The organism is Micromonospora sp. NPDC049230, assembly GCF_040647875.1.
GTDB lineage: Bacteria > Actinomycetota > Actinomycetes > Mycobacteriales > Micromonosporaceae > Micromonospora.
In genome coordinates this window covers 14496-30357 of the sequence record NZ_JBEZCZ010000039.1, presented here as the reverse complement: position 1 = coordinate 30357, position 15862 = coordinate 14496, and the positions used below count along the sequence as shown (strand labels likewise).

Sequence of the window (15862 nt, the reverse complement as noted above, 5' to 3'; positions counted from 1 at the left end):
GTCAGTGCCGGGACGTCGACTCGGCCCCGACCGGAACGGCGCTTGACGACGGCCGGTCCAACAGGTGTTCATCGCGCAGGATGGCCTGGTGCAACTCCTGCGCCTCGGCGCTCGGGCGAAGGCCGAGTTCGTCATCCAGGGTGCGACTGAGATCTCGGAAGGCCTCCAGCGCGTCGGCCCGTCGGCCGGAACGAAAGAGCGCGAGCATCAGGTGTACGCGGAGTTGCTCGCGCAGGGGGTGCACGGCGACCAGCGTCTCGATCACCGGGGTGAGTCGGTTGTGCTGCCCACAGATCAACTCGGCTTCGATCCAGGCTTCCAGCGCGGACAACCGGCAACCCTCCAGCCGGTTGGCCTCCGCACTTGTCGCCTGGGTGTCCGGCACGTCGGCCAGCGCCGGCCCGCGCCACAGCGCCAGCGCCCGGCCGAGGACGTTGGCGGCTGTCTCGGCGTCGCCGTCCGCCAGCGCTCGCTCCCCGAGTGCCGCGAAGCCGGTGAATCGATCCCCGTCCAGATCACCCTGATCGGCGCTGAGGAGGTAGCCGGGCGCTCGCGTGCACAACTGCCGCCCGTCCGGGTCGCTCAGGGCGCGGCGCACCTGGTGGACGTACTGCTGGATCAACTTGTCGGCGGTGCGCGGAGCCGCGCACGGCCAGATCTGCTCGCGGAGCGCGTCGGTCGAGACGACCTGGTTGGCGTTCACCAGCAGCACGGCGAGCAGGGCCCGGCACTTGGCCTGCGGCAGTGAGATCCAGCGGCCGGCGCTGCGGACCTCGACCGGACCAAGCATCCGGTACCGCAGTGGTGGGTCGGCCTGGGATGGTTCGTGGGGCGCGTAGCCATTGGCTCGTGGCGCCCAGTTGAGGCCAAGGGTGCTGTCGTCAAGCATTGTTCCTCCCCGTTGTGTGGTCCTGCTGGACTGTGACCTGGGTCCAGTCGATCGACCTCCACTCCACACCGAAGAGCTGATTGACGTCCGCGGTGCGTAAATTACTTTGAGCGCATGGTTCGATATCATTCGCGAACCAGAGCCGAATCTGACGTTTCGCTCCGCACTGCGAAGCTATGACGGCAGACTCGGCCCTGCAAGCTGGGAAGTGTTTGTGAATGTTTGGGACTGTGCGAGATTCACCTGACCTGCTCTGACCCAGCATCCGGGCCGACGCCGACGACGACGCGACAGAAGCCCGGATCGCCTGTACGCTAAGGGTTCGCGCGCGAGCAGTCAGGCATGCCCGGCCTTGGCGGCTCTCCTTGAGCTCAAGATTTCAGCAAGCCTCGCGACTCCTCGTTGACGCATCCTGGTGTGGCTCCGAGAGTTGGTCAAAGGAGCGCATGCTTGACACCGCCGGGCGAGGCCAGCGGGTGCGCCTGGTCGACAATTCGGGGAAGATCATCAGATGGAGCCCGACCTTTACGGTAGTCCACCGGCACCTGAAGGCACGGCCACACCAATGGAGTTCGTCGGCGCGCTGCGGCAGTTGCGCCTCTGGTCCGGGCTGACCTACCGACAACTGGCGGCCAAGGCCGCCGCATCCGGGGACGCGCTACCGTTCGGCACTATCGCCTCCGTGCTGAGCCGGACCAGTCTGCCCAGGCGGGAATTCGTGGTGACGTTCGCGCGGGCCTGCGGCCTGGACGATGCGTCGATCGCCCGTTGGGTGCGGCAGCGCAACGCGCTGGCGGTCAACGCCACGCAGGTGGTTGGCGGCGGGGCCCGGGACGAGGGGGCCGACCTTGCGACCGCCGAGCCGGCCTGGCCGTCGCCGGCCATGCTTCCACCGGACATCGCCGACTTCACCGGGCGCGCCGCCGAGGTCGCGGCGCTGACCCACCGGTTGACCGCCGAGCGCAACGACACCCGAGCATCCGCCGCCCTGCCGGTGACCACCATCGCGGGGATGGGCGGGGTGGGCAAGACCGCACTCGCGACGCACGTCGCGCACCTGGTCCGGGCCGCGTACCCGGATGGTCAGCTCTGGGCCAACCTGACGAACGTCGATGCCAGTCCGGTGGACCCGGCCGAGGTGCTGGCCCGGTTCCTGCGGGCACTCGGCATGCCGTACCGCGCCATCCCGGCCGACCCGGCGGAACGCGCCGAGGCGTACCGGACCCGGACGGCCAACCGCAGGATCCTCGTGGTGTTGGACAACGCGGTCTCCGAGGGGCAGGTCCGATCCCTCCTGCCCGGGGCCGCTCCCTGTGCCGTGCTGATCACCAGTCGTGCGCGGATGACAGCGATCGAGGGCTCCCGGCGGATCGACCTGGACGTCCTCTCCGCCACCGAGGCTGTCGAGTTCCTGGCCCGGCTCGCCGACGACGAACGGGTGGTGGGCGAGCCCACGGCAGCCGCCGACCTGGTGAAGCTGTGCGGATACCTGCCCCTCGCGGTGCGCATCGCGGGGGCGCGACTGGCCGCGCGGCCGGCCTGGCAGCTCGCGCATCTCGTCGAGCAGCTCGACGACGAACAGCGGCGCCTGGACTGGCTGGTCACCGGCGATCTGACGGTACGCGCCTCGCTGGCCATCAGCTACCGCGGCCTGACACCGGAGGCGCAGCGGCTGTTCCGACTGCTCGGCCTCTTCGACGTACCGGATTTTTCCGCGACCCTGGCCGCCGCGCTGCTCGGCTGCCCCCCGGAGCGTTCGATCGAACACGCCGAGGCGCTCGTCGACGCCCAACTCCTCGTCGTGGACGGGCTCGACGTCGCCGGGCAGACCCGATACCGGTTCCACGACCTGACCAGGCTATTCGCCGCCAGGTGCGCCGAGTTGGAGGTCGAGCCCGACGAGCGGGCGCAGGCGGTGCAGCGCGGGCTGGGCGGCTGGCTCGCGTTGGCACGGCGGATGGCCAGGTGGATCCCGGGCCCCTGCTACGCCCCGATCAGTGGCGGGGCACCGCACACGGCACTCGACTGGGCTGACGACTACGCCGAGCGCGTCGCCGCCGCGGACTGGTTCGACGCCGAATGTGCCGCCCTCCAGGCCGGGGTTCGCCAGGCGTGCCGGCTCGGCCTCGACGACCTGGCGTTCGACCTGGCCGGTTGTCTGGAGAAATACTTCGACCTGCGCGGCAGGTACACCGAGTGGACAAGCCTCAACACCGAGGCGATGGCGGTCTGCCGCATCGCCGGCAACCGGTTGGGCGAGGCGGTCATGCTGCGCGGTCTGCTCGACGTGAGCACCTGGATCACCGACGACCGCGACGGTGACGCGATGGCCCGCTCCAGCATCCAGGCCCGCAATCTGCTGGAGATGTTCACCGCCCTGGGGCACGACGCGGGCGCCTCCGACGCCGCTGTCATGTACTCGTGGGCACTGAGCGCCGGCGGCGCCTACCCCGAGGCGACAGCGATGGCGACCCGCGCGCTGCGCCTCGCCGAACGGTCGGACCACCTCGGCGGTCAGGCGCGGAGCAACCTCGCGCTGGCCATGGCCTACTACGAGCAGCAGCACGTCGACCTCGCGATCGGTCATGCCCTCACCTCGCTGGAGAACGCCCGCGCGTTGGGCAACATGCGCTGGGTCGCCACCGGCCTGCAGTACCTGGGGATCGCGTACCGGCAGCTCGGTGACCACGAGACCAGCGAGCGGATGCTCGACGAGTCGCTGGCCATCTCCCGGGCGCACCGCGATCACTACCCGGAGGTGCTGACCGTCCTCGCGCTGGCCCGCCTCTACCTGGAACGTGGCGACGGCACCGCCCGGGAGACCGCCGAGACCGCTCTGCTGCTCAGTCGCCGCTACCACATGAGGCACCATCTCGCCGAGGCGTACGCGATCCTCGGCGAGATCGAGCTGCGCGACGGCAGGCCGGCCCACGCGATCCGTCACCTGGAGGCATCCGTCGCCATCTGGCGGACCCGCGGATGGCACTCGTTCCAGGCGGCTTCGCTGACGACCCTCGGAAAGGCATACCTGCACGTCGACGCGTACGCCGCCCACCAGGCGTTCGTCGACGCGCAGGCGCTTTACGCCCAGCTCGGCAACACCGACAAGGTCGCCGAACTGGGACTGCTCGCCGACAGCGCGGCCGACCCCTCCGGCCACGCCGACCGCAGCCGCGCCTGAGCTGACCGTGCGGCGGCCAGACGCCGGGTCACTCCCCCGGCGGAACAACCGCTGACCTGGCGAATCAGCGCCGCTTCAGCGCCGCTTCAGGCTGCTCAATACGTTCGCGCCATGACAATCAAACGTTTCTCGCGGGCGAGACGCGGGGTGGCTGTCGCGACGGTGGTCGCCGTCACGGCGGCGGGCGTGCTGTCCGGCGTGCCCGCGTCGGCCGATCCCGTTCCCGTCCCCATCCCTCAGGCGACGCTCACCGACCGGGCCTTCGGACAGGTCGCCGAGAGCCACATCCAGGGCGCCGATCGGATCAGGACCGCCGTGTTGTCGGCCGAGTTCGTCCAGTGGCACCGGCTGCACCCGAACGTCACTGCCGCACAGGCGCAGACCCACCTCACCGCCCGCAAGCAACTGCTCGACAGCTCACTGACCGCGTTCGACAGGCTGGTGCCCGAGCAGGACCTGCTGCTCAAGTCCGTCGACATCCTGCTCGGCGCCCCCGGCGGCGACACCCGGACCTCGCCGGAGGTGACCGGACTCGTCGGCGCCGTGATCGGCAGGTCTGTCGAACCGTGGGACACCCGCGAGGAGCTCGCGTCCGGCGCGTTACGCACCGCCCAGTGGCTGCGCGGCCGGGACGACGCGCTCGCCGCCGTCTGGTCCGCGGTCCGACAGTCGGGCGCTGCCGACGTGCCGGTCGCCACCGCCTGGAACGCCGTGCTCGGTGCGCCGTTCGGCGTGGACGTGACGAGCACCTACGAGCAGCTCACTGCGGATCCCGGGCTCTCCCGTGTGGACCTCGACGCGATCCTGGCGCTCCAGGGCGACTCGGTGGCGTACGTCGCGGCGGCAAAGCAGCAACTCGCCTCCCTGCACGCGCAGCTGCTCGGCCTGAGCCTGGAGGTCCGTCTCGAGATCGGCGAGAACAACAGCAAGTGCCCGCCGGAAGGACCACCGAGCGCCGAGTGCACCGCCGCCGCGAAGAAGGCCGCCGAGGACCGGGACAAGGAACGCCAGCAGACGATCTCCGACATCAAGGCCGGGATGGGCATGGTCTCCACCGTCATCGGGTTCGCCGACCCCGACGCCGGCAAGAAGTCCAAGGTGATCGGCGAGGCGGTCCTCACCACCATCAGCGCGATCTCCAAGTACGCGGCGGCGATCACCGGCCGCGGCCTGGCGGGCTCGATCTTCAGCACCGCGACGTTGGCCATGACCGGCAACGTCTTCGGCGCCATGATGTCGGTCGTCGGGCTCTTCGGCAGCAGCGGACCTTCGCTCGACCAGCAGATCCTTGCCCAGGTCAAAGCGTTGCGCGACGAGGTGCGGGCCCTCGGCGACGAGATGCGGGCCAGCTTCGCGCGGGTCGAGGCCCAGATCAACACGGTGTACGCGAACATGATGGCCCAGTTCGACAAACTGAACGCGGCGATCGCCGGCAACACCGCACAGCTCACCCTCGTGCAGCAGCAGGTCGCCCAGCTCGGCCTGCGCCTGGAGGACATCGCCGCCACAGTGCTGACCGCGATCGGCGACGCCACCCTGCACGACGCCCGCTCCGACATCAACCAGTACGTCGGCTACCTGGAGAACTTCGGCCAGCCGATCCCGACGTACGGCGAGTTCGTCGGTCCGGAGAACGAGTTCCACCTGGCCGCCACCCAGCTGGCCAGCGGCGCGGCCTTCGTGGTGCCCAGGACCGACGCCGACAACCCGGCACTCGATCCCACAAACGTGCTGAACAGCTTCGGCGAGGCCCGGTCGATCAACTATCTGGCGCGGATAGCCAGCGGTCGCGACCCGTCGATCGTCGAACCGGCGACGCCGGTCGGCAACCCGACGGTGTGGAATCTCGGCGCGCAGGCGTACGCCATGGTGATGCTGCAAAATCCGACGTACGCCGCCCAGGTCAGCGCCAGCAGGGCGGCGCAGATCGAGGCGGAGGGCACGCGCATCGCCGACCTCGCCGCCAGCTTCGGCCGGCCGGTCGACGGCAACGCCAACGGCCTGATCACCGGGCTGGTCAACGAGTACGTCGCCGCCACCAACGAGGTGTCGACAGCACTGGCCGCCGTCCGGACCAACGAGGCCCAGGTCCGCTGGGAGCCGGACGCCAACGGCGTACAGGTGCGGACGCCCAAGAACTACGACCTGTTCTGGGACACGGACAAGCCGCTCGCGGCGGCACCGGCGAAGACCGACGAGGCGACGGTGCCGGCCTGTAGCGGCACCAGGCAGATCGACCGTCCCAGCAACGTTCGCTACGACCTGATGTCGAACGTGGTGCGGGCGCTCCACCACGCGTACACGCCACGTGCCGGCGAGCCGCCGGCCGGGGTACGGGAGTTGCCCGAGGTCGGCTACTGCTACACGCCGAGCTGGGTCTACACGCGGACGACCGGCTACGGCACCGGGGTGATCCGCCACTACGGCAAGCTGCGGTTGCAGATCCACAGCCGGTTCCGGCTGAACCCCGGCGCGGCCTGGCAGAACTCGCGGACCGCCGACTACACCTGGCCCGACGAGCAGGTCTACCAGGTCGACTGCGAGCTGTTCAACTGCGACAGCGAGACCACACCCGAGCAGGGCCTGACCCAGAAGTGGCAGTCCGGGCGGTACGCCTTCGCGAGCGGCGCGACCGCCACGCCCAACACCGCGCTGGACGCCACGCTGACCACGACCCTGCGCGGTTTCCTCCAGGCCCGGCAGAAGTCCATGTACGACCGGGTTCGGGAGCTGAGCACCCAGGTCAGCGGGCCGGTGCCCGCCGCGCTGAAGAAGATGAACACGGCGGCGCGGCTCCTTCAGGCGTACACCCGGTTGGGTCTGCCCAACGCCCTGGACTCGGACGACGTGTTGTCCGCGAACCTGTTCGGGCAGTACCAGGTCCCGGTGAACATGCCGGCGGACGCCAAGGTGACGAACGCCTACACCAAGGCGGCCGACACCTACGCGACGTGCGGAAGCCCGCCGTGCGCGCTCGACCCCAGCCGGCCGCTACGCGACCAGGTCAGCCTCAAGCTGCCCTGCGAGCCCGCCGTCGACGCCTCGAACCTGCCCGGCGACCCGCTCGGCGACTGCCTGGTCACGAGCGCGCGCTCCCGCGCGGCGACGCTCATCCAGCGGTACGAGGTGTGGGCGGACCAGATGACCGCCGGGCTGCACCGCGAACGGGTGCCGTGGATGAACGACACCATCATGGGGCTGCGCATCACCACCCGCCTGACCCACGCCAACTGAATCCAGCGGTGCCGGCGCCTGCGGGCGCCGGCACCGCGCCAGTTCGTTCGAGGGCAATTCTGCGGCGCAATTACACACCGGCCTATTCCTCGGAAAAGTCGACCGGAGCATGTGGACATTTCTTGGTACACTACCCCGGCCTACCCCCAAGGAGAGAAACCGAAGTGAAGATATTATCAACTGTCGCGTCCGTGTCCGCGCTCTCAATAGGAATCGTTATTGCCTCGGCAGTTCCTGCCTACGCCGCCACGGACAGGAGCGGGGCGGAACGGCTGAACATCCCGAACAGCAGTGCGTGCAGGGCGGGTCGTACGGTCCTGGAAGGGATGGTGGCGGGGCCAGGAGGCCAGCTTTACATCATTTTCTCGAAGGGAAGCGCCGGGGAGCCGGTGCTGTCCCGATGGTTGCGCGACGGCTCGACCTGGGACGGCGCCAGCTGGACCTGTGCCGGGGCACCAACCCCCATGCCCCAGCTCGGCCACGGCAACGACCTCGCCTACAACGCGAACTACCTCGGTCAGGGTCCCGCCCTGATCGCTACCCAGGGAAGCCAGTCGGCATTTCCCAGCGACGATGTGACGATCGTGCACCTGAGCACCAACGGTTCCATTGGCGCAACCGAGGTGGTCGATCTGCCGATCGGCAACATCAGTGGCCTCTGCTACAGCGCGACGGCGGCCGGCGGCGCCGGCAAATATGCCGCCCGCCGACTGGGCAGTCTGTGGACCCATCCCGGCGCCGGTTCGCTCACGAGCGGATGGACGCTTGTGAAGAGCAACCTGACCAGTCACGATAATCGCTCCGACCAGGGCATCGACTGCTCGGAGAACTACATCTGGAACACCAGGTCGATCAATGACTCAACGCCCGACACCGGGTGGAACTGGATCTACCAGTACAACTGGTCCGGGGGCGACGTGGAGAGCGACATCGGCATCCCGGGTAACAACCTGACCGACGAGATCGAAGATGTCACCCACGTCGGGAGCGACTTCTTCGTCGCCGTCAACCGAAACGGCGGGAGCGCCGACTCGGTGAAGGTGCTCACCGAGTAGCCGCTGGTCCTGGTGGTGCTGCCCGGTCGTGGGCGTTGACGGGAGTTCGTCGACGGCCACCGCCGGGCGCGGACGGGGCATCCCGTAAACCCTGTGACCCCGCCCCGGACCGCAGAGAACCGGGCATGGGTGTAACAAGCAAGGCCCTGCCCAGCATCTTGCTGGTCAGGGCCTTGGTTTGGTGCGCCGCCAGGGACTCGAACCCCGAACCCGCGGATTAAGAGTCCGCTGCTCTGCCAGTTGAGCTAGCGGCGCTCGTTCGGCAACGGAGAAAACATTAGCACCCCCGGAAGGTGGGCTCCAATCCGGTTACCCGACTCCCCCCTTCGGTCGAGCTTTGCGGGCAGAAACCCACAAACCGGCCAGCTCGCTCAACTCGGGGGCGTGGGTTACGGCGGTGATGCGGCACGATGTCCGCCAGGTACGCGAGAACAGAGGTGGGGATGACACGGTTCACGCGAGCCGGGGCGGTGGTGGGCGCTCTGACCCTGGCGGCGTCGCTGGCACTGACCGGGTGCGGCGACAAGCAGGAGCCGACATTCGTCGGCGGGACGCCTGCGGCAGACGCGGGCGCCGCATCGGGCTCGTCCGCGCCCTCGACGGTGGCCTCGCCGAGCGCGCCGAGCGGGCCGACGCTCGCGCTGAGCCCGGCCGACGGCGCGAACAACCGGCCGGTGAGCACGGAGATCAGCGCGAAGCTCCCGGACGGGGGCAAGGTTTCCGCTGTCACCCTGACCGCGGCGGGCGGGGGCGCGGTGGAGGGCAAGCTGCGCACCGACGGTTCCGCCTGGGTGCCGTCCGCCCCGCTGAAGTTCGGCACCCGCTACACCGCAACGGTGACGGCGAGCGCGGCCGACGGCACGAGCAGCCAGGGCACCAGCAACTTCACCACGATGGCCAAGCCGAAGTCGACAATCGGGTCCGGCCTGTACCTCTTCGACGACAAGAGCTACGGCGTGGCCATGCCGGTGGTCACCGAGTTCCACCCGGGCATCCCGAAGAAGGACCGGGCGGCGGTGCAGAAGCGGATGTTCGTCCGCACCGACCCGCCGCAGCCGGGGGCCTGGCACTGGGTCGACAACGGTACGCAGGCCTACTACCGGGCACCCGAGTACTGGAAGCCGGGCACGACCATCTCGGTGCGGATCGCGCTGGCCGGGGTGCCGCTGAGCAACGGCAAGTACGGCGACATGGACCGTAAGGCCACCGCCAAGATCGGCCGGTCGTTGGTGATGAAGGTCGACAACGCCAACAAGAAGATGACCGTGTACGAGGACGGGGCGCTGGTGCGCACCATTCCGGTGAGCCTCGGCAAGAAGAGCACGCCGTCGTCCAGCGGCACGATGGTCGTGATGGAGAAGAAGGAAGCCACGGTCTTCGACACCCGCGACGACCCGGACCCGGCCAACCGCTACGTCACCGACATCCAGTACGCCCAGCGGATCACCTGGGGTGGCGAGTACATCCACGCCGCGCCCTGGTCGGAGCACGTGCAGGGGCGCCAGAACGTCTCGCACGGCTGCGTGAACGTGTCGACGGCCAACGCCCGGTGGCTGTTCGAGAAGACGCGGATCGGTGACCCGATCACGGTCAAGGGCACCGAGCGCAAGATCAGCGCCGGCAACGGCTGGACGGCGTGGAGTGTGAGCTGGTCGGAGTTCATCAAGGGCAGCGCGCTGCCCGTGCCCAGTGGCGGTGCCGGCCCGGCGCTCTGAGCCCTGTCGGCCTTCTCGCGCCGGCCCTGCCGATGGCCGGGCCGGCGCGTACCCTTGCACTCCGGCGAGGCGACGATGCCGCGGCGACCCCAGCACCCCCCGCGTGGAGACGAGCTACGCTCACGAAACGCCGGATAGTAGCAAAAAACCGGCAGGGTGATCGGCGTGTTTCGGTTCACCCTCGGCAACCGGGGCCGGCTCTGGCGCGTCAGTAGGAGACGATGGGGCAGCGACCACGACTGTGAGGGAATCATGCGAGCTAGCCAGGATCAGCTGATCAGGCGCCGTGGGCGACGTCGCGTGTTCGCGGCGGGGTTCCTCGCCGTGGCGCTGGCCTTCACCGCCGCCTGCACCGACGGCGACGGCGGCAAGCCGTCCTCGTGGCACGGCGGCAGCGAGAGCCCCGCGCCGAAGGCCGCGGCGACGATCAGCGAGCCGGCGGCCGACGCCAAGGACGTGCCGGCCTCGACCGGCATCACCTTCACCACGAAGGACGCCGTGAAGACCGCCGTCGAGCTCAAGGGCGCGGACGGCAAGGCGGTCGAGGGCGCACTCGCCGCGGACGGCAAGACGTGGCAGCCGGCCGGCACGTTGGCGTACGGCACGAGCTACACGGCGACCGTGACCGCCACCGGCGACGATGATCGTCCGGCCACCGCGACAAGCACCTTCACCACCATGGCCAAGCCGGACAACCAGGTTCGGGTGAGCAGCTTCCTCGGCGACAACCAGGTGGTCGGGGTCGGCATGCCGCTGATCGTGAAGTTCAGCCGGGACATCCCGGAGGACTACCGCGACGACGTGCAGCGCCGGATGACGGTGACCTCGACGCCGGCCCAGGAGGGCATCTGGCACTGGGTCAGCCCCACCGAGATCCGCTACCGGCCGAAGGTGTTCTGGAAGACCGGCAGCAAGGTCTCCTACCGGGTGCGGGCCGGCGGCCTGCCGATGGGTGAGGGTTGGTACGGCAGTGCCGACCTCTCCGTGGACATCAAGATCGGCCCTTCGGTGATCATGACGGTGGACAACAAGACCAAGCGGATGACGGTGACCCGCAACGGCGCGGTGATCAAGACCATCCCGGTCAGCCTGGGCAAGAAGAGCACCCCGTCGTCCAGCGGCACCATGGTCGTGATCGAGAAGCTGCGCAAGACGGTCTTCGACACGTTCGAGGAGCTGGGTCCGGAGGACGGCTACCGCACCAAGATTGACTTCGCGCAGCGTCTCACCTGGGGCGGCGAGTTCATCCACGCGGCGCCCTGGTCCGAGGGCCAGCAGGGCAGCGTGAACGTCTCGCACGGTTGCGTGAACGTCTCGATGGCCAACGGCAACTGGCTGTTCAACAACACGCAGGTCGGCGATCCGATCACGGTCAAGGGCACCGAGACCAAGCTGAAGAACGGCAACGGCTGGACCGACTGGAACATGAGCTGGGACGAGTACGTCAAGGGCAGCGCCCTGCCGTACGAGCCGCCCGCCGATCCGGACACCGCCCCGCCCCCGGCCGGCGCCCCGTCCCCCACGCCGACCGCCTGAGCCAGATCAAACTCGAGATACCGCAAATCGGGGCATCCAGCCAAGCTGGGGGCCCCGATTTCATGAAACCCAAGGGGACGACAACGACTCAGGCCCCCTCCGGAGAGGGGGCCTGAGCAGCACAACCAACTGGGTGACTGATGGGAATTGAACCCACGACAACCGGGACCACAACCCGGTGCTCTGCCAACTGAGCTACAGCCACCATGCCGCCGTCGCCCGGTCGATCGCCCCGGGCGGGGTGCGGACCAATAATAGCCACACCGGCGGGCACGACGTCCAGCGGGTTCCCTGCGCGGCGCGCAGACGCCGCCCGGGGTCAGAGGTCGGCGGCGATCGCCTTGGCGGTCTCCACGTCCGGGCCGGGCAGCGGGACGAAGACGGTGCGCCGGTAGTACTCCAACTCCCGGATGCTCTCCCGGATGTCGGCGAGCGCCCGGTGCGCGAGGCCCTTCTGCGGCTGGCCGAAGTACACGCGGGGGTACCAGCGACGGCAGAGTTCCTTGATCGACGAGACGTCGATCATCCGGTAGTGCAGGTGCGCGTCGAGGCGGGGCATGTCCCGGGCGATGAAGCCCCGGTCGGTGGCGATCGAGTTGCCGCACAGCGGCGCCGTCCGCGGGTCCTTGACGAAGGTGCGGACGTACTCCAGGACCAGGTCCTCCGCCTCGGCGAGGGTGACCACCGAACGACGGACCTCGTCGGTGAGGCCGGACTTGGCGTGCATCGTCCGCACGACCTCCGGCATCCCCTCCAGCGCCGTCTCGTCGGCGTGGATCACGACGTCGACGCCGTCACCCAGCACGTTGAGGTCGGGATCGGTGACCAGTGCCGCGACCTCGATCAGTTTGTCCCTGCCGAGGTCCAGCCCGGTCATCTCACAGTCAATCCAGACAAGGAGATCAGCCACCGGCACAGCCTACGCGCCGCCCATGGGACGTGGCTGCGCGCTCTCGGCGGGCCAGCCCGCTAGGGTTTCGGGGTGCCAGCAGAACCCGTCGCACCGCCCGCCGTCACCGACGACGATCCCGGCGGCCGTACGGTCCGTCGCCTGGTCGCGGTGGTGGCCGTCATCGCCCTGCTGCCAGCGCTCTACCTACGGGGTCTGAACCACAAATTCCTCGACCTCAAGATCTACATGTCGGCGGTGGACTGGTGGCGGGAGGGCCACCCGCTCTACGACTACGTCCAGCCCGACCGGGTGCAGGGCGAGTTGTACTTCACCTACCCGCCGTTCAGCGCGCTGCTGCTGTGGCCCTTCGGCCTGTTGCGGCTCGGCGCCACGGTGGCGATCTTCACGGTGCTCACCGTGTTGGCCGTGGTGCTGACCACCCGCTGGCTGGTGCTGCCGGTCATCGCCCGGCACGGCCTGCCGCGAACGTTCACCCTGATCATCGCCGTCCTGCTGGTGCTGGCCATGGAGAGCACCCGCGAGACGATCACCTTCGGGCAGATCAACATGCTGCTGGTGGTGCTGATCCTGGCCGACCTCCTGTTCGCCGTACCGCAGGCGCGGCGCTGGGCCGGGGTCGGTGTGGGGCTGGCGACGGCGCTCAAGCTCTTTCCCGGCATCTTCATCGTGTACCTGCTGGCCACTCGACGGTGGCGGGCCGCCGCGGTGGCGAGCGCGACCGCGGCGGCGGCGACCCTGCTCGCGGCGGCGATCGCCCCGAGCGACTCGTGGCGGTTCTGGACGCACGAGCTGTGGACCACCGACCGGGTCGGGCGCACCGACATCGTCGCCAACCAGTCGCTGTTCGGCCTGTTCAGCCGGTTCACCGCACCGGACAAGCCGGACCGGCTGCTCTGGCTGCTCGTGGTCGCCGCGGTCGCCGGCTACGGGCTGTGGCGAGCCGCCCGCGCGGCGCGGGCCGGTGACCTGGTGACGGGCCTGACGTTGACCGGGCTGGTCGGCTCCCTGGTCAGCCCGATCACCTGGACCCACCACATCTACTGGTTCGTGCCGGCGTTGGTGTTGCTCGCCGACGCGGCGTTGAGCGCCGACCGCCCGGACGAGGTGCGCCGCCGTCGGTGGCTGGCCGGGCTCGCGCTGGGCATCACCCCCGTGATCGTCTACGGCGTGGTGACGTTCCAGAAATGGGGCGAGGGCTCGATCCGCACGCACGACCCGATGGACTTCCTGGTGCAGAACGCTTACGTGCTGCTCAGTCTGCTGCTGCTGGCGGTCCTGCCGGTGCGCTCGGGACGTCGCACGCGCGACGACCAACCCCAGGTTGAGGAAAAATCGCACCAAATGGACGGATCTACCCAGTAGCCGTTATCGGCGCTAATCTGGGGCTCATCTACCTCAAGCGTCGCTCGGGTAGCACCGATCCCCCGGTGAGAGTGGCCCTCCGCGTCGGCAGCGCGGAGGGCCACCCGCCGTTTCGTCGACTGCCACCGGCCGGGCCGCCCCACCGCGCGGCGGCCACGCGAGACTCAGCGTCGCCGCCGGTGGTCGAGGCGCTCGGAGGGGCTCCTCCAGGTCGTCGAGGGTGGCCGACCCGGCCGCGCCGATCGACGGCCGACGCCGCGCACCCGAGCCGACCATGGTGAGCTGCCGTACCGCCGAAACCGGCGAGGTCACCCGGGGCTCCTCGGCGCCCAGGCCACTCAGCGAGGTGACCCCGAGCCGACCGGCGAGCAACGGCACCTGATCCGGCTCGACCACGAAGATCACCTCGCGCGGGCGCAGCGGTCGCAGCAGGAGCAGCAGAGCGCACCCCACCAGCAGGACGCCGGCCGCCAGCAGACCCCCGGTGGCCGGGCCGGTCCACCCCGCCCGCAACTCGGCGCGCAGGTCCAGGGACAGGTCGGCACGGCCGTCGGGGCGCATCAGCACCAGGCTCATGGGCTCACCAGCGAGGTCGTCCGCACTCCACTGGAGCGAACCGATGCCCTGGCGTACCCAGGACGGCCGACCCGGCGAGCCCACCGGCTCCACGGCGGCCGGATCGACAGGGCCGCCGGCAACGGCACCGGCCGGGTCCAGCCGGACCGGCAGCGGGCCCTGGGCCAGCGCCACCCGGCCGACCACGGCGTGCGGCACCGGCTCCAGCCAGCTCCGCACCTCCGCGGTGGGCGCGAGCCCCACGAAGGCCGGGCCATCCGAGGTGCGGGCGTCCAGGCGCAGCCGGCTCTGCCCGGCGCGCGCGAACGGCGCCTCCCGGCGCAGCGCGTCGTCGAGGTCGGTGACCACGACCGCGTGGCCGGGCGTGCGGACCGTCTCGAAGCGGGCGGCGAAGGCCCCATCGGGGTCGGCGTGTCGGGTCACCAACCACAACGCGCCACCGGCGATAAGCGCCGGAATCCCCACGACCAACAGCAGCACACCGACGATCGCCCGCACGACACGCATTCGCACCGTCTCCCTCCGTAGCCAGATACTCGGCCGACCTTACCGACGCAGGTGCCGTGATCAGGGGATATCCACCGCACGGCCAGATCCGACTACGGAAAGCGACTGGCCCGCCGGATTACCTCCGGCGGGCCAGCGTGCGGGACGGGTCAGGCCTTGGCGACCGGCTCCCGACGGGTCCGGGAGAACGCCAGACCGCCCAGCACCAGACCAGCCAGACCGGCGACGAGCCCTGCCACACCGAGGCCGACCGCGAGCCCGTTGCCCTCATCGTCATCGTCGTCGTCGGGCGACGCCACGACGGCGGCACTCGGCGCTGCCGCATTCGCCGGCGCCCCGGCGGCGGTCAGGGCGAGCACCGGCGCCGGGTGCTCCGGCTCCTCACCGCCCGCCGCCGGCGGGTCGATCCAGCGCGAGATCTCGCCGTCCGAGTAGGTCTGTAGGACCTTGAAGACCATCGAGTCGACCTTGGGCAGCGGCCCCAGCGAGACGGGGAACTCCTGGAACTGGCCGGGCTTCACCGCCGCGTCCCCGGTGGCCGTCCAGGTGATCTTGGAGACCGCCTCGGTGAGCTGGCTGCCGTGCACCTCGATCGGCGGGTCCACCTTGCGCTTCTCGGTCGCCACCGTCCAGCCGGGCACCGGCATTGTCGATACCGAGCCGACCGGGGCGTTCTCCGGAAGCGTCACCTCCAGCTTGGTGGTCGAGGCGCTGTCGCTCTCGTTGGGCACCCGGAACGCCACCCGGGCGTACCCGCCCTGGGCTGCTTCCTTCGGGTTGACCGTGACGTGCGCGGACGCCGGGCCGGCGAAGCCGAGCACAGCGGTGGCGGCGGCGGTGAACGCCAAGGCGGCAGCGGCGCCTGCGGTACGCCGGAATCGGATCATGGGTTTT

At 69.6% G+C, this 15862-nt stretch carries 9 protein-coding genes, 2 tRNA genes and 1 pseudogene; 6 read left to right on the top strand and 6 right to left on the bottom strand.

Features of this window, described 5'->3' with window-relative positions; all coding sequences use genetic code 11:
- Position 1 precedes the first annotated feature (1 nt).
- A complete protein-coding gene (locus tag AB0A95_RS27060; protein WP_357558551.1) occupies positions 2-889 on the bottom strand; it encodes an AfsR/SARP family transcriptional regulator in 888 nt (295 codons plus the stop codon).
- A 565-nt stretch (positions 890-1454) separates the two neighbouring features.
- Here AB0A95_RS27060 and AB0A95_RS27055 point away from each other — a divergent pair.
- The 3 genes from AB0A95_RS27055 to AB0A95_RS27045 all read left to right on the top strand — a co-directional run bounded on the left by AB0A95_RS27055 (position 1455) and on the right by AB0A95_RS27045 (position 8359).
- A complete protein-coding gene (locus AB0A95_RS27055; protein ID WP_357558550.1) occupies positions 1455-4070 on the top strand; it encodes a tetratricopeptide repeat protein in 2616 nt (871 codons plus the stop codon).
- Positions 4071-4181: 111 nt separating this feature from the next.
- Positions 4182-7304, top strand: a complete 3123-nt coding sequence (locus tag AB0A95_RS27050) for a hypothetical protein (protein WP_357558549.1) — start codon at positions 4182-4184, stop codon at positions 7302-7304.
- Between the two features lie 191 nt (positions 7305-7495).
- Positions 7496-8359 (top strand): hypothetical protein, encoded by an 864-nt coding sequence (locus AB0A95_RS27045; protein WP_357558548.1) that lies wholly within the window; start codon positions 7496-7498, stop codon positions 8357-8359.
- Between the two features lie 179 nt (positions 8360-8538).
- Here AB0A95_RS27045 and AB0A95_RS27040 read toward each other — a convergent pair.
- Positions 8539-8614: transfer RNA gene (locus tag AB0A95_RS27040), tRNA-Lys, on the bottom strand.
- 188 nt (positions 8615-8802) lie between these two features.
- Between AB0A95_RS27040 and AB0A95_RS27035 the strand changes: the two genes are divergently transcribed.
- Complete coding sequence (locus AB0A95_RS27035; RefSeq protein ID WP_357558547.1) at positions 8803-10074, top strand: Ig-like domain-containing protein; 1272 nt, start codon at positions 8803-8805, stop codon at positions 10072-10074.
- A gap of 252 nt (positions 10075-10326) precedes the next feature.
- Positions 10327-11610, top strand: a complete 1284-nt coding sequence (locus tag AB0A95_RS27030; protein WP_357558546.1) for an Ig-like domain-containing protein — start codon at positions 10327-10329, stop codon at positions 11608-11610.
- 132 nt (positions 11611-11742) lie between these two features.
- Here the strand turns inward: AB0A95_RS27030 and AB0A95_RS27025 are convergent.
- Positions 11743-11815: transfer RNA gene (locus tag AB0A95_RS27025), tRNA-His, on the bottom strand.
- A gap of 114 nt (positions 11816-11929) precedes the next feature.
- Positions 11930-12526, bottom strand: a complete 597-nt coding sequence (orn, locus tag AB0A95_RS27020) for an oligoribonuclease (RefSeq protein WP_357558545.1) — start codon at positions 12524-12526, stop codon at positions 11930-11932.
- 66 nt (positions 12527-12592) lie between these two features.
- Between orn and AB0A95_RS27015 the strand changes: the two genes are divergently transcribed.
- Complete coding sequence (locus AB0A95_RS27015; protein ID WP_357558544.1) at positions 12593-13885, top strand: glycosyltransferase family 87 protein; 1293 nt, start codon at positions 12593-12595, stop codon at positions 13883-13885.
- Between the two features lie 327 nt (positions 13886-14212).
- Here AB0A95_RS27015 and AB0A95_RS27010 read toward each other — a convergent pair.
- Both AB0A95_RS27010 and AB0A95_RS27005 read right to left on the bottom strand, forming a co-directional pair.
- Positions 14213-14428, bottom strand: a pseudogene (locus AB0A95_RS27010) (hypothetical protein); the annotation flags it as partial.
- 689 nt (positions 14429-15117) lie between these two features.
- Complete coding sequence (locus AB0A95_RS27005) at positions 15118-15855, bottom strand: YcnI family protein (protein WP_357558543.1); 738 nt, start codon at positions 15853-15855, stop codon at positions 15118-15120.
- Positions 15856-15862: the final 7 nt, after the last annotated feature.

Coding starts and splice junctions, on each gene's coding strand:
- AB0A95_RS27060 (WP_357558551.1), bottom strand. CDS start 889: ATGCTTGACGACAGCACCCTTGGCCTCAACTGGGCGCCACGAGCCAAT.
- AB0A95_RS27055 (WP_357558550.1), top strand. CDS start 1,455: ATGGAGTTCGTCGGCGCGCTGCGGCAGTTGCGCCTCTGGTCCGGGCTG.
- AB0A95_RS27050 (WP_357558549.1), top strand. CDS start 4,182: ATGACAATCAAACGTTTCTCGCGGGCGAGACGCGGGGTGGCTGTCGCG.
- AB0A95_RS27035 (WP_357558547.1), top strand. CDS start 8,803: ATGACACGGTTCACGCGAGCCGGGGCGGTGGTGGGCGCTCTGACCCTG.
- AB0A95_RS27030 (WP_357558546.1), top strand. CDS start 10,327: ATGCGAGCTAGCCAGGATCAGCTGATCAGGCGCCGTGGGCGACGTCGC.
- AB0A95_RS27005 (WP_357558543.1), bottom strand. CDS start 15,855: ATGATCCGATTCCGGCGTACCGCAGGCGCCGCTGCCGCCTTGGCGTTC.